The sequence below is a fragment of the Nostoc sp. UIC 10607 genome, from assembly GCF_047228265.1.
In the GTDB taxonomy this organism is placed as follows: domain Bacteria; phylum Cyanobacteriota; class Cyanobacteriia; order Cyanobacteriales; family Nostocaceae; genus Nostoc; species Nostoc foliaceum_A.
Genome location: NZ_JBIQNW010000052.1, coordinates 23,784 through 44,186, shown reverse-complemented (window position 1 = coordinate 44,186; position 20,403 = coordinate 23,784). Strand labels below are relative to the sequence as shown.

Here is a 20,403-nt window from a genome sequence, read left to right as displayed (position 1 = left end):
TCTTTTCCTCGTACCCCTGTTGATGAATTTTACTGTTATAACTCCTCCTAACTGTAAAAAACCTACACTTGTCAGGGAACTAGTGCCCCCTTTTTAAGAGAGTTGGGGGATCTCAAACCACGGTAAATTGAGTGTTTTAGCTTAAGTTGACACTAAACCCTATTGGATTTTACTCAACTCACGATCGCACCCGCACCCGACACCCCATTCATAGATCCATTTGTGGAAGAAACCTTAACAGAATCACCTGCTAAAGAATTGGTGGGTTTGGAATTGCCTAGTACGCTTTGCTTCTTCTTGGTATTACCTCGTCGCGCACCACCCGCCATCTCGTATTCTGGGCTGGTTTTACCGTAACGGCTGCCAACTCCTAGTAACATTTTTTCTGATATCGCTATTACAGCCTTTTCTGCGTTATTCACGTCATCTGTGAGTTTGTCAATGGTAGATAATGCAGTGTTGTAAGCAGCAAGCTTAGACCGGAGATCGTTAATTGTTACGGTGTAAGCTTGGATAGTCAATCCTTGGCCAAAGTCAAGTTCTACACTGATAGATTGCAAACTTTCAATCCGGCGATCGGCTCGTTCTAAAATGCTGGAATTTCTTTTACGACGTGCCATAATGCATCTCTGCTACTAGGTTGATAGTACTGTTTTATACCAAAATATTTCTGATTGTCATGGGAAAATATAGCAAATCAGTTGCGTAGGTGTAGCCCGTCGTAGACATCGCATCTCAAAAATTTTAGTTAATTTCACTTAGACTATATTTTATTTTCGGTATTAAATAGATTCATAAATTTGTTACAACAATTGCTGCAATGATTTAAGCCTTTCTTATACATGGAATAGCATTTGTTGCAAAGTATTAAACAATTGCAGCAACGACTTATACATTTGTAAGAAAGACTTAAGCCTTTCTTATACATGGAAGAACATTTGTTGCAAAGTATTAAGCATTTGCAGCAACGACTTATACATTTGCAAGAAAAACTTAAGCCTTTCTTATACATGAAGTAACATTAGCTGCAAAGGTTTAAATTTTCACAGCCTCAAGCGTAAGAGCGTGGGCGTAGACCGTCGTAGACATCGCTTTCAATACGGTTCGGTTAAGCAAAGACGCGATAAATCGCCGTCTCTACAATAATTTTTATTTGAACATTTAACGCATCTACTTTCTAAACTGTCACTCCTTCCAACTCTTCATCTGTCAACTCATACAACTGACGCAATTTATCCAACTTATCAGCATCAGCTTCCCAGAAACCCCGCCCATGCGCCTCCAACATTCTCCCTAAAATATTGCGAAAAGCTTCAGGATTTGCCTTGCGTAATTTCTCCGCCATCTCTGCATCTAACGCATAAGTATCAGCCGCTTGGTCATAAACCCAATCATCGGTAAAATCGGCAGTACCACTCCAACCAATCAACGCCGTCATTCGTTGGGAAATTTCAAACGCACCACCAGAACCTTGATTCGCCATCGCTTGCGCCCATTTGGGATTCACCAACTTAGTGCGATACTCCATTCGCAGCAAATCATCTAAATTGCGGGGTGTAGTATCCTTCGAGAAACTTTCCACAAAGCTGGTTGTAACCTTCTTACCGCTTTGTTTTTCTGCTGCCTTTTTCAAACCGCCAGTATTAGCGTAATATTCTTGAATATCGGTTAAACCATATTCTACCGAATCGATTTCTTGAACAATGCGATCGCTAGTTTTTAACAATGTATTCAAAATTTCCGGTCTAGCTTGACCTTTATCTTCTCTCCCGTAGCTAAACACATTGCGACTTTGCCAAGTATTGCCTAACTCCTCACCAGATTCCCAGTTACCATCCACAACCCGATCATTTACCAAAGAACCAAAATCACCCGCCGGGTTAGAAAACAATCTCGCTGATGCATTTTCCACACCTTGGGCTTTTAAAGCTAAAGCGTGTTTCCTAATAAAATTCTGATCTTCCGATTCATCAACATCAGTCGCCCGTTGAAATAAATCATCCAACAATTCGATGATATTTACAAAACTATCCCGGAAAATACCAGACAAATTACCCAACACATCAATACGGGGATGTCCAACCTCCGCCAACGGCTTCAACTCATAACGAACAACTCTACCAGTTCCTTCCTTAACAGGTTCAGCCCCCACCAATTCCAACAGAATCCCCAGAGATTCACCCTTAGTTTTAATTGCATCCAATCCCCAAAGCATCACCGCCACCGTTTCAGGATATTTCCCATATTCCTCCAAATGCTGGGCAATAATTTTTTTACCAATTTCCCGTCCCCGTTCATACGCCGCAGGCGAAGGCATCCGATAAGGATCTAAAGCATGAATATTCCTCCCAGTCGGCAAAACCCCAGCCCCATCCCTTAACAAATCCCCCCCAGGCGCAGGCGGAATATACTCCCCATTCAACCCCCTCAACAAATTCGTCAACTCATCCGTAGACTGCATCAACAAATCCCTTATTAGCCTTTCCTCCTCCTCTCTGTGTTCTCCGCGCCTCTGCGGTTCGTCTCCAAAATAAGCCTCCAAATAAGACCCCAACTCCTCCTCACTCGGCTTTTCCCCCAAAGTATGCAACCCCGAAGAAAACAACCGATTCTCTAAAACTTGTAAATATTCGTACAACTCCACCAAATAATCATCAAAAGCATGACTGCTAAACATCCGAATATTCTCCGGCGTAAACGCAATCCCCAACTTCTTCGCATCCTCAAACGGACAATCTGCATCCAACCCAGAGTCCACAATTTTTTTACAAATCCCTTCCTTTAAAACATAATTCTTTTGCGGATCTTCACGATACTCCGAAATCAAATCCCGCAACGCTACCAATTCCTTATATAAACCTGCGCGACCATAAGGCGGTACATTATGAGAAATCAACACACCATAACCGCGACGTTTTGCCAACATCGATTCAGAAGGATTATTCGCCGCATATATATATAGATTAGGCAAGTTTCCTAACAGAATATCCGACCAAGAATAACCCGTATTCCCCAAAGGAGAACCAGGCAACCATTCCACCGTCCCATGCATCCCAAAGTGAACGATAGCATCAGCTTCAAACTCATTTTGCAGCCATTTATAATAAGCTGCATATTGAGGATGTGGTGTTAAATCTCGTTCAAACATTAAGCGCATGGGATCACCTTGTATCCCCAAAGGTGGTTGTACACCTATCCATACATTTCCTAATTGCACACCGCCAACCTGGAATTCGTCGCCATAAGTTTTAATTCCAGTTCCAGTGAGAGATTTCCATTGTTTTTCGATGCGGGAGGTTTGCAGATATCCCAGCCATTTTTCTAGGGTACGGGCGCTAACGGACGCGGGAATATTTTTTGTATCATCTAAAGATTCATCCGCCTCTTTCACCCAGCGAATTAATTCTTCCCCATCTTCTGGTAAATCTCCTACGGTGTAACCTTGTTCTTTAAGTGCGTGGAGAAACTTCAGTAAACTACGCGGCACATTTAATAATGCAGCTGTGCCTACAGCACCATAACCTGGAGGAAACCCATATAAAATGATGGCAATCTTGCGTTCCGAAGCAGGTTTTTGTCGCAAAGACACCCAAGTTTTTACTCTACCAATTAATCGCTGCACTCGTTCGGGAACCAGATAAATATTTTCGCCCACTAAACCACCGAGGGGAACGGTATCAATAGCCCCATCTAATTCTGGTAAAGCGTACAACACCACACTTTGCAATCCGCCGACACCTTGGCGCGTCCACGAGGAAATATCTTGAATTAATAATGGTGCGGCAACAATATAAGGTACATTTTTGGCAGTGAGGATGCGTTTTGCTACTTCTATCTGACGCCCAGCTTCCATTGAACCAGCCGGGCCACCCACCAGAGGAAAGCCAATTGTGGAAACGATCGCATCTACTTTTACTGCTTCACTTGATAGTGAGGGAGTCTCTATATTGCCTAGTTGTCGTTGCTGAATTTCATAGTCGGTTGTCATTAAATCTCGTACCGCTACATGTCCTTCTACGCCGTTGATGAAGATGGGTAAAGGAGTTAAGCCAGCTTTTTCAAAACTGCGAATCAGTTGGGGAATGTATGGTTGTTTGGTGATGACATGTTTGCGGTAGAGTAAAATCCCAACAATCGGTTTTGTAGAGACGCGATTCATCGCGTCTATTGGGAAGACGCGATGAATCGCGTCTCTACAATGGGTTTTATACCATTCTAAATAGTCGCGGGGGGATTCAAAAAACCCTTGATAGTCGGGGTGGAGTAATCCGATGTTGGGGGTTTCAATTAACGGGGGAATGTCGCCGACTTTTAAATTTAAATATTTTTCTGCTAGTGTCCAGAATAATGAGGCGACGTTTTCTGGGCCGCCTGCATTCCAGTAACCATAGATAATTAACCAGTTGCGTAAGTCTTGGACTTTTTGCACTGGGACATATTTCAGTAGTTTGGGGCCAATTTTTAAGAAGCTGATGTAACCAGCGAGTTTGTCTTCTTCTCGTCCGTTGCTAAATTTATCGAGGATGAATTTAACTGGTTTGGGCATTCCTTTGGGTTTGTCGCCAATGGCAAATATACCCAGCTTGGTTAAACTCATCAATTCCAAGGCTGACTCAAACACCAAACGGATGGGAATTTGGGAAATGCGATCGCGCAACCACACAACCTGGTCATAATCAAATAGTAGGCTACCGAAAAACACATCAGCCCCATCCAGTGCTGCTTCTACCTCGGTACGTTTGTTGGTAAGATCGCGATCGCTAAATACCCGAATATCCAACTCAGGACAGCGAGAGTTAGCCAAAAAAGCTGCTTTTCTATACAAGTCAGCATTGAACGATTCAAACCCAGCAACCAAGACGATGCGTTTCATGCCTGTAAGCTACGAAATATTTCTTTACTTAAATTTTAAACGTGCTTTCAGGTTGAGTGTTAAATATCTACCCACAGATTCTGGTCAGTAATTCCTTGAAGGAGTTAGGACTTCACTATCACCGCTGCCTTTTAGATATTTTGATTTCAAAAAAGTTGTGATGTGTTGAGTCAAATTAAGGGCATCATTGAATTCTTTCGACTCCTGTAGCGCTTCATATAGCGAACGAATTTCTTGTGGTGACAGGTTTGTGAATGTACGCAACTCGGTAATATCTAATCTCCGATTAAACTCATTAGCAGTATGCCGCCATTGATGTATAAGCGAAAACAACTCTCTATCTTGACGTTCTGCAAAAACATTAGATGCGATCGCTGTTTCGGTAACAGATATAATTAATCGCGGAAAGACTATTGGTCGTCCCGGCTTATGCGAGTTTGGGTTGAAGCGGCTATCAGATAAAATTACCTCATTTGATCTGCACTCATTCAGTAAAGCACGCAGAAATTCTATCCTCTTTTCGTTAACTGATGCCCATCGTTCGCCAAAAATCCCGGTAATTGTTGCTAATAATCCCAGACCTGTCAGTAGTGACTCAAAACTTCCTCCCTGAGTCCACCATACGGCAGCTAGAATAAATCCTAGAAGTAAAGGGAAAAACGTGATAAAGGTCACTAAGTTTTTCATACTCATATCACATTTTACCGTTTAGACCATATACTATCTGCTACAGAAGAATTCTTGTTAATTCCTGAAGAGTCAGGGGCAACTAAGATTAAATCCATACCAAATCCATTCTTCAAACGTGGTTCCAATACTGTATGTAGCCTATCAACAAGCACAAGCTTACTGTCTGATATAGTTTTATCGATACCATTAGAAGTATATTTCCGAGTCAGAAGCAAACGAATCGTGTCTTGGTCTTCAAAATTCATTACTGACCGGTCAGGTAACACCACTTCAATTTTGTTTCCAGTGAGGTTACGATACAAGATTTTTATTAAAATTCCTCTATCAGTCTCTATAGAACCATCAAAAAATACACTATTCAAGTCGATATGTAAATCAGTGTTTTGCAGCAATGCACTTGTGACAAACTCTTTAAAAGACCTAGTTTTAGCGTACTCTTTCGCTGCCTTTTGTGCTGCTTCTTCGCTTAAATCTTCAGTGGTTGCTACTTCTAGGAGTAGCCTATCCTCAGGTCGCATTAACTTAGAAAGACTTTCCAGCAGTTCTGTATCTCTTTGAAAATTAGCTAATGTGTTTCCCAATAGAGAAAATAGTACAGGACTATCATTGATGACTTTATCTAGTAGTTTTCGTAGTTCGTCAACATTTCTCTCGATTGAAAAGTCAACTTGAATTGGTAGCACATGACTACCTTGCAATTGCGAACTTCGAGTTGCCCGTTGCACACCTAGCCTTAACATCTCCGAACTCATATCAACTGGAAAATAGAGTAAATCGGAATTTGTGTTGAGCAATAAACTTAAAATATTTTGGTCTTTTTCACCTGTGCCGACACCTAAACTTACATAATGATATTTCTGATCTCTAATATTATTAGAATGAATTTGATGCCATCGATATCTAAAAGACTCTATACTCTCTTTCATCACGAGATAGAATCGATCATTGCAAGCATGATCCCATGCGATCGTTGGGCCTATTCCCCAATAGGAAAAACCAGATAAAATCTCTTTTCCATCGCCTGTGGTGGAAAATTCTCCTCTCAATTCCTGCGTGAGTTCTGCAAGTTTGTTAGATTGATCTTCCCCTATAAAGCAGAGAGTCCACCCTAAACCGGGTTCATTGATGGAATTCTCCAGTAACTTCACAAAATTTAAAGATCCCATGTTGAGCCTCGTTTCTTGAGCAGTTTATCTGATTAATCTCCGCAGATGTTTAGAAGCCATCAGGTATTAGTTAATACTGTAAAGCATTATGTGTTAAGCTGCTCAGGTAAAAAAAAGCCCAGGGTAGAGTATGTAAATAGTTTACGACTTTATCAGCCCACATTCACATCAAAGGGTGCGTTCGGTCTAGGGATTTGGGCATCGAACTACTACAGCAGAGCGTAAACCTATGCACCATCTCAATTAACAAGACTTGGGACTTAATAAGGGGCTTAAGCCTTAGACAAAGTTCCGCCACAGTTTACTAAGTACATTTGTCATGGCTTTCTACTTTTACAAAGCGTTATTATCTGAATAACGGAGGCAATTACTGCATTTAAATTTTTTGCAAAAGTTAACGGATTATTCACGATTTGATAACTTATACTAGTTGTATTTTTGGTTATAATATACCTTTAGATTAGTGGATTTTAGTACATAAAATTTGCTGTTCATATTTGCACAAAAAATTATTTTGCCTACTAGCGTAATAATGATTAAAATCATATAGACATTGCTAACAAGTACCTCAATTAATTTATTAACAAAACTTTATCTGGATATGTTAGAAAAGTTTTGAACTAGTGCAAAAACAAGTAACTTGAGGATGAAATCATGAAATTTGGAATTGATAGTGGGCACAATTGTCCACCAGACACAGGAGCCAGAGGAATCAAAGTTGAGGATAATTTAACTCTAGATGTAGGTAATAGAGTTATAGCTAAGTTAAGAGCTTTAGGACATGAAGTCGTAGTATGTAAACCAAGTAGTGCTAGAACAGTCACGGAATCACTCTCAAAAAGATGTGCTACAGCTAATGCCAGCAGAGTAAATGTTTTTGTTTCAATTCATTTTAATGCTTTTAACAGACAAGCCAATGGCACAGAAGTATTTGCAACTAGCGAAAATGGGAGAAAAATCGCTAAACCTGTATTAGATGAAATCGTCAAGTTGGGATTTTTTAATCGTGGTGTTAAGAGTGGTTCCCACTTGTATGTCCTGAAAAATACAGATATGCCTGCGATTCTTGTAGAATGTTGCTTCATTGATTCGCAAAAAGATATGAATCTTTTTAATCCAGAAACAATGGCCAATGCGATTGTCAAAGGCTTAACTGGTAAATTGCCAAGTGTTCCTGTTAATCCAGTGCCAGATGAAGAAGATAATGTAGATGCCACTATTCTCAGACTGCAAAAATCTTTAAATCGACTCAAAATAACTGATAAAAATGGTAAGGCGTTAGTAGAAGATGGCATAACCGGAGCTAATACAAAATCTGCCGTAGAAAAATTTCAGGCTATTGTCGGGGTTCAAGCGACTGGAATTGCTGACTCAGCTACATGGAATGCCATAAATCTAATTTTGGCAAAACGGATTATCCGACCAAACCATGCTGGTGGTGCAGTTGTCAGATACTTGCAATACCGTGTAGGTGTTGAGGCTGATGGCGTTTATGGGCCGCAAACAGAGGTTGCAATTCAGAACTTTCAAAAGCAAAATGGTTTAGATGCCGATGGCATTGTCGGGCCTGCTAGCTGGCAGAAATTAATTGGTTAGATTGAGGGGTAAGTATTGTTCGTAGTTGGCGTTTTAGTGCTAAAGCACCAACTATGAACTTATGACTCTTAGCTAACTCGTGAAGGTTCTAGATGGTATTGGCTATTACGTCAGTTTCCTCAATTTTAAGGATGCTTAGAGAGGATCGAGTTTAAACTCACAAGCGACGCAGAATAGCCCGTCGTAGACATCGCTTTAAGCCGTTGACCTAAAAATAATTAAAAGAAATAACCAGGGCGTAGGAAGTCACCTATGCTGCTGACAGGAATATGTTCAACTTAACCAGGTTTACGTTTGATAACTATCAATCGCACTTGGTCATAGGTAATTTCCTATCGCTCTGGTGCTTTTTTGGCGGTGAAGTTTCGCCAAAAGTATAAAAGTAAAGGGCTTTTCAAGCCTATAACAATTATTACTATTTTGTTGTATAAGTGGACACAATTTTTTTAGTTTTCAAATTTCTTTTTTATGTTATAGCAATGGACAAGGCTAATCACTGGACGAACTAAAAAGCTATTTTTCTACTTAAGAATATTTGGGTTCTAGCACTCACAGTAAAGACGTTACACTCCAACTTCTTTACATGATCGACAGACAAATTATTTGATATCTAAAATTCATCACCCTAGTGTGTAGATATAAGGGAACTCCAAAAAATAAATTATCCTAATTTCTGGACTCAACACGACTGTTGCTGCTCCCTGCTCCCTGCTCCCCTGCAAAGAAAGAAATGGGATATTTTTTTAGTTGGAAGTCCCTAAACTTGTCTTAACCGGCGTTGATCAGTCTATTCTTGTTCTTCTAGGCGCGATCGCAGCCGTTGTCCCTGACGTTCTGTTATGACTAATAGACCCACAAGGTTCATGATTTCGCAGGGATTTGTAAAATGCCAAGGATGAACAGGGCTGTATCTTTTTCGGCGCGGCGAAGAAACGATCGCAGTAGATAAAATACTAATATTTAGATTATGAAGAAAACAACTATAAATGCGCCAAATGTATAGAATAAAGAGCTAATTTGTGCGCCTGTTGGTAAAGTTGGGGGTGGTGGTACTACGCTAGCTTTTGATGCAGATTTTGCCACTTGGGCGATGAAAGGATAATTCATTGGTCTCTACTTTTTTATCAGTGCGATCGCTTCCTGTGCGTTTTCGTTGTGCGCTAAATAACGCTGTCAATTCATCAATGGGTTCTCCCAAAAGAATTGAATCTTATCGACAAGATTCACGACTGGCGCTAAAAGAGATATTTAAACATCAGCATCCTCACAATCCATCTGCACCACACAATTTCTTCCTTGTGCTTTTGCTTGGTAGAGTCCCTGGTCAGCAGCAGCAATTAAGATTGCGGGAGATAATTGGCTATGAGGAGTGATGGTTGCCACACCAAGACTTAGGGTGATGAATTCATTGACATGAGAATAGAGATGAGGCATTTTTAATGCACTAACATTCTTCTGAATATTTCTTGCAACTGCCATGGCCCCTTCGATATCAGTATTTGGCAAAATGACCGCAAACTCTTCTCCACCATAACGAGCGACTAAATCAGCGGGGTGTTTAGCTGTCTGAGAAATTGCCTTGGCAACCTGTCTGAGTCCATCATCTCCTGCCAGATGTCCATGCGTATCGTTGTAAAGCTTAAAGTAATCGACATCACACAAAATCAAAGATAGCGAACCTTGCTCTCGTGCCAACCTTTCCCACTGTGCGTTTAACGTATCATCAAAGCAACGTCGATTTGCCACTTGGGTTAGACCATCCGAACAGGCAAGACGCTGTAATTCATGGTTTGCTTGTTGTAATTGGTGGTAAAGTTCTGATTGCTGAATAGCGATCGCAGCTTGTCCCGCTAACTGGTTAAATAGGTTAATCTCCGATTGTTGCCATTGTCTGCTATTACGGCATTGGTGAGCTATCAATAGTCCCCACAAACGCTCTTGCTGCAAAATGGGCACAACAAGGTTTGCCCGGATTTGCAAACTCCGCAAAAGGTCAACATGACACGGCGATAGTCCCGCATTTTCAACGTCTTTGATCGCTCTGGTGTTACCTTGTTGATAGTAAGCTGCACGTGTAGATTTAAAGCAGGTGTCCATGACGTGAAATCCCAAAATCGACATGCACCCTTCTGCTAAGGATTCTACAGCGACTAATCCACTCCAGTCTGGCTCAAACTTGTAGATCACCACTCGGTCTACCTCAAACAGTTGTCGCACTTCGGCTGCTGTGGTTTGCAAAATCTCGTCCAACTCCAACGATTGTCGAATTCGCTGCGTCACAGCCGCGACAATTCGCTCGGACTCGCTTTGGTGTTGGACATGCCCCTCAACCTGCTTACAATTTGCCAATGCTACATTTAACGCGATCGTATCAAAATGAGGGGTTGTAGTAACGGGCACTGCACTGGCTTTAGCAATCAAATGACCTTGAGCAAGAGTTGCACCTCGTTCTTGCAGCCAGTTCAGTTCCTCAATGCACTCAATTCCTTCAGCAACGGTCTGGATGTTTAATTTTTGAGTAATCTCTAGAAGCTTCTCGGTAATCGAGGCTTTGTACAGGTCTTGATGCACATTTCTGATTAATTCCATGTCCAGCTTGATAAAATCTGGACGTAACTGATGCAGCAAGTTTAGGCTGGAATAGCCAGAACCGAGGTCATCAAGGGCGACTAAAAACCCAGCATCTCGGTAGTATTGAAGCACTGCCTTGAGGTGGGCTAAATCTTGGGGATTATCTGACTCCACGACTTCAAAAACAACCCGCTCATGGGGAATGCTAGCAGCATCAATTGCCTCTACCGTACTACGTAGGCAAAAAGCTGGATCATAAAGTGACGTTGGTGCAAAATTAATGAAGATGTGCCCACTCACTTGATAGCGGCTGAATTGAGTAATTGTGCTAAGGCGAGCCACTTGGTCAAGTTGTGGTAGGAGTCCGGCTTCGGTTGCTAACTCCAGAATTGGCCCCGGTAACACTAAATTGCCTTGTTCATCCAGTCCCCGCAAGAGCGATTCATATCCAAAAATCTGCGATGTATCCTTAATTGAGACAATTGGTTGAAAGTAACTGGTGAATCGTTCCGTTGCCAGCATTTCAATCAGCCAGTCGGATTGGTTGAACTTAATAAAGCGTTGTAATGAGGTTATATCACTAAAATCGTGGAGTTGAGGTTGCATAGCGCCTTGAATGAAAAGGACTTGCGTCTCTTTTAATTCTCTCGGTGCAAGTAGTTGGGCCAGATTACGCGCAATTTCTAGCGAATGTCCGGGTCTACAGTTCAAACTCAGACCTGGACGCTCGTGCATCAGTTCATACTCAAGGGCAAACTGCTGTAGGTAGGTGGTGACTTTTTTCAGGGTATGTGGAACGGGGAACCAGAGAAAGAGCCTACCTGCCTCCTTAGTCCGGCAGCGTGCAACATTACGACAAGCACAGGTTTTGGAGATAGGACATATGTGGCTCATAGCTAACTAATTTGTTCAATCCGATTTACTTTATTATTCCCATTATTTTGCCTATAAAAGATAAACTAGACTTCAAATATATGAAGATTTGATGAGTTAAGTTAATTGAATAATTTAGCTGCTCAGGTAACTCGCCAACATCTCCCCAAAATTATATTAAATACTCAATTAATTGCCGATATATTCTGTGCAATTAATCAAAATAGCGAAAATTTAAATTAATAATTAAATTTCTCAATTAAAGATAAAGTCAGACAAGATTAGGAATAGTTTTTAGCTAGATTAACGTAATTCCGATGAACCTTTCCATGCCTTTAACTAAAGCTAAAGTTTCTCTCACCCGTAAGAGCTACGCTGTATACACAAGTCTTATAACATTGTTGCTCCATAAGCTTTAAATTTCCCCAAACCCGAATAAATTGGCTGGCACAAAACTCTCAATTTCCGCCATTTTTAAACTATCCATTACCTACATCTTTATTAACAATCTTGAACCCATTATTTTATAAGAATAAGAAGACTTATATTTTCTTTTTATCTTGGCAAATTATCCCATATTTTTCGATAAAAACGCAACTTTATGCAGAATAGACAACGTAGCTTTAAGGCTTCGGGATTTGGTGAGCGATCGCTCTGGCAAATGTTATTTGAATTTTCCCCAGCCCTTGCTATACGAACAAAAAGAAAGCAATTAAAATTGCACTGAGAATAATAGCGATCGCAATAGCATATTCAACTCTGCGACTAAAAAATCCTACAGCAGCAATCAGGGTGATCGCTAGCCCGATAATGCCAAAATACTGCTCTTTTTGTAAACTGCGGGCAATTAGTGGGTCTGTGGCTGGTGAGGGTGTTTCTTGAATGGTTTTTGGAGAGATATCTAACGCTGGTATTTCTTGCACGAATAAATTCATAAATTCCTCTGGTATAAATATGCATTTACATGGTTTCTGCACAGCAGCCGAATACTCAGCTATTCTCACTCCTTGCAATCAGAGTTGCAATTGCCTTGACTAACTCCTCTGGTTCGACGGGTTTGGACATATGTTTTTGAAACCCTGATTCGAGTGCTTGTTGCTGGTTGATTTCTCCGGCATAAGCAGTTAAAGCGATCGCGGGAATCTGTTTAGCTTGCAATGCCTGCAATGTTTTAACTTGGCGCATCAGCATATAGCCATCTGTTTCTGGCATCCCAATATCACTGAGCAGAATATCTGGTTCTGACTCTGCCAATACTTGCAGTGCTTCTTTTGCCGATGCCACAGCATTCACCCTAGCTCCAGCCTGCTCTAGGACAAATGTGTGGAATTCACGGGTATCATCGTCATCGTCTACAACTAAAATTTGGATACCTGCAAGGATTTCAGTTGTAGGAGAAGCATTTAAGGTAGCAATTATCTGTTGTTTTGGGGTTAACTTTTTTTTGATGAGCGGTATCCTAGCCGTGAAAATAGCTCCTTGCCCTTCACCTAAACTTTCTGCCCAAATCGTGCCGCCGTGTAATTCTATCAGATGATGGACAATTGCTAACCCTAACCCCAACCCACCAAACCTCCGGGTTGTTGTGCTATCAGCCTGACGAAAATATTCAAACACATGAGGAAGAAATTCAGGGCTGATTCCCTTGCCGCTATCGCTGACGGTAATCTGAGCTTGAGTATCAACGCGCTCCAGTTGAATAGCAATTTTTCCTCCTTCAGGAGTGAATTTAACGGCATTCGATAGGAGATTCCAGATAACTTGTTGTAAGCGACCGGAATCACCCAAAACTTGCCCGCAAGAAGCATCTAGCATTATCTGAATTTGAATATTTTTAGCCTCTGCGGCCAATCGCACTGTCTCTAATGCCCCCTCAATCACAAGCACTAGGTTGACGGGAAACATGTTGAGGTTGAGCTTGCCTTGTAAGATGCGAGAGACATCGAGCAAATCTTCAATTAGTTGAGCTTGTAATTGAGCATTCCGCTCGATGGTTGCAATAGCTTTCTTCACCGCTGCTGCATCAAACTCACGAGTCTGTAAGAGTCTAGCCCAACCAAGAATAGGGTTGAGAGGCGATCGCAATTCATGGGAAAGCACTGCCAGAAACTCATCCTTAATGCGGTTGGCTGTTTCGGCTTCAGTTCTGGCAGCTTTCTCAAGTTGCAAGAGGCGATCGCATTCGGCTTCTGCTATTTTGCGTTCTGTAATGTCAATTACTGAGCCAATATAACCTTTAAATTGACCGTCTACCCCAAACCAAGGATTAGCAGCATCGATCACCCAGCGATACTCGCTATCTTTGCGCCGCAAGCGGTACTCGATACGGAAATCCTCGTAGCGCCTGTTAGCTTCTAGGAAAACATTCTTGGCCTGATTGTAATCCTCTGGATGCACAGCGTTCAACCAGCCAAATCCCAGACCTATTTCCTCGCTCTGACCCGTAAACTCGTACCAGCTTTTGCTGAGATAGGTGCAGTAGCTATCTGTATCAGTTACCCAAACCATAAAGGGGGCATTGTCAGCCATGTTGCGGAACCGTTCTTCGCTTTCACGGAGTGCTTTCTCTGCCTGTTTGCGATCGCTGATGTCTGTAACAAAAATGCTTACTCCAAAAGCATTGGGGTAGAGGCGATTCTCAAACCAGCGCTGCCAAGCCGGATAAAAGTATTCAAATTGAACAACGGTATTTTGTGCAAACGCGCGCTGAACCTGAGTATAAAACTCGCTTTTGACCACATCTGGAAAAACTTCCCAAATGATCCTACCTAGCAACTTTTCCTTTTGGATGCCAACAACTTCTGCTACCTGGTTATTGACAAAGGTATAACGCCACTCTCGATCCAACACAAAAAACTGGTCTTGGATGCCAGCTAAGACAGTCTCTAGGTGTGCTTTCGCCACCTCAGCTTCAATTCGCAGATATTGCTCCCGTTCCATTGCCTCCTGGCGGAGACGAGCCATTTTGAGGGCTGCCTCTACCCGTGCCAACAATTCACGAGCAGAAAACGGTTTAATTAAGTAATCATCGGCTCCTGCTTCTAACCCTTCCACCCGTGCCTCTTCCCCCGCCCGTGCCGACAACAGGATGATTGGAATTTTTCTCGTCTGCGGATCAGCTCGTAATTCTTGCAGCAGTCCAAAGCCATCTAATCCAGGCATCATTACGTCCGTCAGTACCAAATCTGGAACACGCCCACGAGCAGAATTCAAAGCAGCTAAACCGTCCGACACTGATTCCACCTCATAATGCTGACTTAACAGCCGCTTGACGTAATCGCGCATGTCTGCATTGTCGTCAGCTAGAAGAATCCGGGCAGAAGAAGGTGATAGGTGATAGGTGATAGGTGATAGGTAAGATTCTTCTCTATTCCCTGTTCCCTGTTCCCTGTTCCCTTCCTCAGGTAGCCAACGCAGTGCCTCTTCTAGATAGGGTGTTGCCCCTAATGCAGTTGAAGCTAAGGTTCGAGGGGCACTAATCCGGTCTGAAGGCAAATGAGCAGATCCTGTTGGAATTGACACAGTAAAGCAACTACCTGCTCCTAAAACACTGGTGACATGGACTGTTCCACCATGCATTTGCACCAATTCTTGCACCAGCGACAATCCAATTCCTGATCCTTCAAAAGTACGTCCTTGCGCTCCTTTGACACGGTGAAATCGTTCAAAAAGGTGGGAAATTTCTTCTGCTGGGATACCGATTCCTGTGTCTTTTACTGCGAACTCAATATGGTCATTTGACCACTGTAAGCTGACAGTAATTTCTCCAACCATTGTGAACTTAAATGCATTTGAGAGCAGGTTAAGAACAATTTTTTCCCACATCTCTCGATCTACATACACTGGTGCTGGAAGGGAAGGACAATTGACTGATAACTGCATCCCTGCCCGTTCTACCGTTGAACGAAATACACTAGCTAGTTCTGCGGTGAAAGTGGAAAGGTTGGTGGGTTCGTATGAAGCTTGAACCCGCCCGGCTTCAATGCGCGAGAAGTCTAATAGGCTGTTGACCAGTTTCAGCAGGCGGAGTCCGTTGCGTTGCACCATTTCTAACTGCTCTCGTTCTTTGGCTGGAAGCAGAGTGGCACAATTGGCTAAGGTTTCCTCTAATGGCCCCAACATCAGGGTAAGTGGGGTACGGAACTCGTGGCTGACGTTGCTGAAAAAGATGGTTTTAGCACGATCAATTTCTGCCAAGGCTTCAGCGCGTTTGCGTTCTTCCTCGTAAGCTTGGGCGTTAGCGATGCTGGCTGCAATTTGAGCCGCAACCAAATCGATGAATCCTCTATAATTATCGTCGAATAGCCTAAAAGGGTTTAAACCAGCAATTAATATACCAGCTTTTCCCGTTTGACCAGATGGTGCAATTGGCACAGCGATCGCTTGATGGGGCGATCGCTGCCAAACACCACAAGGTAAGCTACTAAAAGACACTGCCAAATCGGAAATCAATTTTGCCTGATGTGTTCTAATCACTTCCGCAAAGGGCCAAACTGAATCAGAATCGAGAGCTACTGTTTCTGGAACTGCTACGTGGTTTTCCCCAATGCGGCACGTTCCAGCCAGAAAAACTTGCTGCTGATCTGGGTCAACCAGATAAATCATTGCAAAAGGCAGGTCATAAGGGTTGCTCTCTAGACAATTCGCACTCAGCGTACAGGCTTCATCAAATGTCCGTGCATCTGCCGTCCTCGCCGCTAGTTCGCGTAAAAGCGCTAACTGACGCTCACCGATGATGCGCTGCGTGTCCTCTGTATTGGCACAGATGATCCCACCTGTGTCGCCCTGGTCATTAGGAACCGGGCTATATGAAAAAGTGTAATAGGTTTCCTCCGGGTAGCCGTTGCGCTCCATAATTAGCAGTAGCGCTTCGTCGTAAGTGCCCTCGTTCTTCAGCATCGCTGATTCTGCTCGAGGCCCAATCTGATCCCATATTTCCCGCCATACATAGGAAGCTGGCTGTCCAAGTGCTTCTGGATGTTTGCCGCCAATAATACCCTTGTAAGGGTCATTGTAAAGGTTAATCAGTTCCTCGCCCCACCAGACAAACATAGGTTGACGGGAAGTCAGCATAATTCGGACAGCAGTCTTCAAACTCTGTGGCCACTGCTGTGTTGGGCCAAGGGACGTTTTTGACCAGTCCTGTTCTCGCATCCGCGCACCCATTTCACCCCCACCGAGAAGGAAATTTACGTCGGCGTTGCTTGCTGACGTTGACTCGTTCTTCATTGATTCCTCTCGATTGGTCATGCGTCGATTACAGGCTATATCCGTGGTCGTCTTTTGGGAAAAATCCCCTCTAAATCAGAGGTTTATGATCCTAAACAGTCATTTTTGAGGATATTCAAGGACAGATATAGCGTAAAATCCCAACTCTGTCGTGACTTTTCAAAGCATTGAGATTGCCTTTTAGCGGCAAGTTGCGGTTTTAGCTATTTTCTATTGTCACCTTTATATCATCTATATTCCAAGCTACCAAGGCCGATTCTCATTCAGAACTCACAAAGTCTACTCCTCTTCTCGGAAGTATGTTACCTTAGCAATTTGACCACGTTCACCTAACTCATTGAGTAAACTACTAATTCGCTGTATTGCTAAAGGAAAAGGTGTTGCACGTGCATTTTCCCGACAATTAATTGTTGCAAAAGTGACATGAAACTCGGCGGCAAATTTTTCTTGAGACAGATTTAACTCTTGCCGCAGGGCACGAACTAGTTTGCCAATATTAGGTTGCTTTGCCACAAGTAGGCTTCCACTCTGAAGCATATAGATCAAAGTTTATAAAGCACTATATATTATCATTTCTACGACAGAGTGTTCTTTTGCGTCTATTAATCCTGAGATAGAGATTTTAATCTCAAGTTAGAGGATGTTTGAAAAGTATTATTGCTAACATCAAAATCTTAAAAAACCTAACCAAGTAATTTATTTTTTGTAGATCAAAAAAACTGAACCAATCGGCCCAAAATTTTCTACATAAGTTTTTTGGTTGTAATACAATCCTGGAGACATACCCCCATCAAATAATATCCCTTCTTGAATCTTACCTAAACAGTTATTGCTAGCAATGCCTTCCAGGACATTATCAAACATATCTGGCAGTAACTCTTGATTAACTTGAGATAATTCAATATCTGAATTAGCTTTCAAGTCATTAACTAATAGTATTACATAGCCTTGATTAGTGATAGCTGCCAAAGAACGATTAGTTGCATTTTTACAAGCAAATTCTCCCAAATCTTGACAAATATCTTTAAACTTACCCTGACGATAGAATCTGCCATTACCGCCCACTAAATTGTAATTGAGAATATCGCTTTTTCTTCTACCAGCCTGGATAGTAGCCTGTCGCTGCTTGGGTGTACCTCCTGATATCCCAAAAGAAGAACGCTTATTCTTAAATGCTCCTGAATACTCGACACCACGAGAAACATTTAAGCCTTGTGGTTTATCATCAGTACCTATATAGTCAGCATTAATTGCAGCAATCGGTAGCTGTCCGTTTAATTTGGCATTATCATCGGCAATGAGGTCACGAAACTGTTTTGGTACATATTCTTTACGCAGTTTCCCCCTAGCATCTTTGGCATAAAGTTTATGAGATATACCAACATTAACTTTGAAATCTAATTCTGATGATTTGGGATTAAAAATAATCACATTGTTAATACCTCTTTGATTTTTTTTACCTTGATTATTGGTTTTAAAAAAATCAATACTGAACTTAGGATCTTTGCCAGGACAAGTTTTAGATGCTTTTGGCAGTGAATTTGCTTCAATTTCTTGACAACCTGATAATAAGCTTGCACCAATTATCAAGATAAATAACAAAAATAATTTTTTTGTAGACATAATAATGCAAAAAAAAACCGCTACAGAATTACTATAGCGGGGAATAATTTAAAATTTCAGTCTGGAGTTAATCTGATCACCAAAACTTAAGAGAACCATTCTATAACAGCTTCTTCTTTGGTATTGGTATTTCGGGATGGTGTCTCACGGTTGAATTTCATCTGAATTGACCGGGTTTGCTCACCGTCAGCAGCTACAGCCAAAATCGGATAGTCAATTAAACCATCCTGGAAGGACATCTGGAAGCGGAATGTTCCATCTGGATTTAGCTGAATTGGCCGGCCACCAATGGTTACGGTAGCATCAGGTTCGGTTGCACCGTAGACTATCAACTCAGCATCGGCAATTAACCAGAACTGGCGCGGACGCATTGGTATGGCGGAAGCTGAGAAGCCAACACCTGACATTCCTGCACCGGAAGCAGTTAAACCAGAGACGGTAGGAACTGCCCACATACCCACACCAGATGGGAAAACGTAGGAGCTAATGGCTTGTTCAGGACGTGCTGAACCTGGTACTTGGTGCTGGGAGCCGAAGATAGAACCAGCAACCCGTAGTGCTTCGGCAGATTCGGCTAAACCAAAGATTTGGTCGTAGATGGGGTTGCCGTTGGTATTCACAGGATTACCACTGGCGGTAGCTGCAATCTTCTTGGCAGGGGGAACTAGTTCGTATTGAGTCTTACCACGCAAATCTTCTTCAAAGTTGACAGTGATGAAGACATCCTCTATCCAGTCAGAAGGATAAACGGGAGGAATGTGTACTCTAGCAGAACGAGCGAGTACTAACCAGCGACCATCAGCAGCACGATAGCCGATATCGATTACATAATCGCGATCGCTAACTGGAACTGGTAGATACCATTCTCTAGCTAGTTCATCAGCAGGATATTCTTGAATGCTGTGGGGGCTTTGGTATTCGATATCGATGTCGGTGACATCATAAATCCGTAGTGCCAGTTGTTGTCCGCCTTGCCGGCGCAGTTCCTCTTTGTGCTCATTAGGAATATCCCAGTAAGTGTAAGCCCACTGAGGATCACGTGGTAATAGAACAATCCGGCTTTCACCATAGCCAGAAGGCAAATCTGCGAGTCCTTCATCAACATCAGCTAGAGATCCACCAGTACGATCTTCCTGACCTAATTCAAACTTTGCAGCTTCCACGGTTTCCTGTGCCTCCAATGAACGAGATGGACTGAACGAATTTTTGCTGCGCTGGACTTCTTGAATTGATGCCAGCAATTGTGATTTACGCATTCGGCTATAGCGAGAGATGCTATATTCGCTAGCAACTTTGCGTAGTTGGCGTAAGGTCATCTCCTCTAGTGGCGGGCGTTCTTTTGCCATTAATTTGGCCTCCAGTAGTTTAAGCGGTAAATGATTTCCCCTGGTTAAAGAATGCTATATAAAATGTCATCCACTCCAGATGAATTTCTTATTCCTGACTCCTGGTTTTGCCCAGTTTTTAAGTTTTTTAGTCTGTTTTTAAATTGGGGTCACTTCTTTCAATTCCTTAGTTATGCCAAAATCAGCATTTCTTCGGGATCGGAGAAGTTCTATTTGTTAAGTCAATATTAACCACTAAGCATATGTAGGGATCAAGTGTTTTCCATAGGTTTTTTGCCTGTTACACGAATTTATCAGCCCTTCCGGGATCTAATTGTCATGATTTTATGACATTGATAGCTAGTTGGATGTCGAGCAATGACCAAAATGTCAATTTTTCATGACATTGCGTTGTGTGTTGGTCAAAAACCTAAATCTACAAAGACAGGAGCAGGAT

At 42.3% G+C, this 20,403-nt stretch carries 12 protein-coding genes; 1 reads left to right on the top strand and 11 read right to left on the bottom strand.

The features are described from left to right. Positions 1 to 173: 173 nt before the first annotated feature. The 4 genes from ACEYW6_RS28330 to ACEYW6_RS28315 all read right to left on the bottom strand — a co-directional run bounded on the left by ACEYW6_RS28330 (position 174) and on the right by ACEYW6_RS28315 (position 6,729). On the bottom strand, positions 174 to 620 hold the full coding sequence (locus ACEYW6_RS28330) for a hypothetical protein (protein ID WP_412982364.1): 447 nt from the start codon (positions 618 to 620) through the stop codon (positions 174 to 176). A 557-nt stretch (positions 621 to 1,177) separates the two neighbouring features. Beyond that, positions 1,178 to 4,873: a magnesium chelatase subunit H gene (gene bchH, locus ACEYW6_RS28325; protein ID WP_412982363.1), complete on the bottom strand. Its 3,696-nt coding sequence runs from the start codon at positions 4,871 to 4,873 to the stop codon at positions 1,178 to 1,180. Between the two features lie 84 nt (positions 4,874 to 4,957). After that, positions 4,958 to 5,560, bottom strand: coding sequence for a hypothetical protein (locus tag ACEYW6_RS28320; RefSeq protein ID WP_412982362.1), 603 nt, complete (start codon positions 5,558 to 5,560; stop codon positions 4,958 to 4,960). A 14-nt stretch (positions 5,561 to 5,574) separates the two neighbouring features. Next, positions 5,575 to 6,729 carry an L-histidine N(alpha)-methyltransferase gene (locus ACEYW6_RS28315; RefSeq protein ID WP_412982361.1) on the bottom strand — a complete coding sequence of 385 codons (1,155 nt, stop codon included), beginning with the start codon at positions 6,727 to 6,729 and terminating at the stop codon, positions 5,575 to 5,577. Positions 6,730 to 7,383: 654 nt separating this feature from the next. On the opposite strand from ACEYW6_RS28315, the gene ACEYW6_RS28310 reads away from it, so the two are divergent. After that, positions 7,384 to 8,325 (top strand): N-acetylmuramoyl-L-alanine amidase, encoded by a 942-nt coding sequence (locus ACEYW6_RS28310; RefSeq protein ID WP_412982360.1) that lies wholly within the window; start codon positions 7,384 to 7,386, stop codon positions 8,323 to 8,325. 960 nt (positions 8,326 to 9,285) lie between these two features. Here the strand turns inward: ACEYW6_RS28310 and ACEYW6_RS28305 are convergent. The 7 genes from ACEYW6_RS28305 to ACEYW6_RS28275 all read right to left on the bottom strand — a co-directional run bounded on the left by ACEYW6_RS28305 (position 9,286) and on the right by ACEYW6_RS28275 (position 19,967). Further along, a complete protein-coding gene (locus ACEYW6_RS28305) occupies positions 9,286 to 9,432 on the bottom strand; it encodes a hypothetical protein (RefSeq protein WP_412982359.1) in 147 nt (48 codons plus the stop codon). 141 nt (positions 9,433 to 9,573) lie between these two features. Then, positions 9,574 to 11,790 (bottom strand): EAL domain-containing protein, encoded by a 2,217-nt coding sequence (locus tag ACEYW6_RS28300; RefSeq protein WP_412982358.1) that lies wholly within the window; start codon positions 11,788 to 11,790, stop codon positions 9,574 to 9,576. A 668-nt stretch (positions 11,791 to 12,458) separates the two neighbouring features. Then, the gene (locus tag ACEYW6_RS28295) at positions 12,459 to 12,704 is read right to left on the bottom strand and encodes a hypothetical protein (protein ID WP_412982357.1); all 246 of its coding nucleotides are present in this window, start codon (positions 12,702 to 12,704) and stop codon (positions 12,459 to 12,461) included. Positions 12,705 to 12,759: 55 nt separating this feature from the next. Further along, entirely contained in the window at positions 12,760 to 16,998 is a 4,239-nt protein-coding gene (locus ACEYW6_RS28290; protein ID WP_412982356.1) for an ATP-binding protein, read from the bottom strand. A gap of 279 nt (positions 16,999 to 17,277) precedes the next feature. Further along, on the bottom strand, positions 17,278 to 17,511 hold the full coding sequence (locus ACEYW6_RS28285) for a helix-turn-helix domain-containing protein (protein WP_412982355.1): 234 nt from the start codon (positions 17,509 to 17,511) through the stop codon (positions 17,278 to 17,280). A gap of 183 nt (positions 17,512 to 17,694) precedes the next feature. Next, positions 17,695 to 18,621, bottom strand: coding sequence for a phosphodiester glycosidase family protein (locus tag ACEYW6_RS28280; RefSeq protein ID WP_412982354.1), 927 nt, complete (start codon positions 18,619 to 18,621; stop codon positions 17,695 to 17,697). 86 nt (positions 18,622 to 18,707) lie between these two features. After that, positions 18,708 to 19,967 (bottom strand): DUF4912 domain-containing protein, encoded by a 1,260-nt coding sequence (locus ACEYW6_RS28275; protein ID WP_412982353.1) that lies wholly within the window; start codon positions 19,965 to 19,967, stop codon positions 18,708 to 18,710. Positions 19,968 to 20,403: the final 436 nt, after the last annotated feature.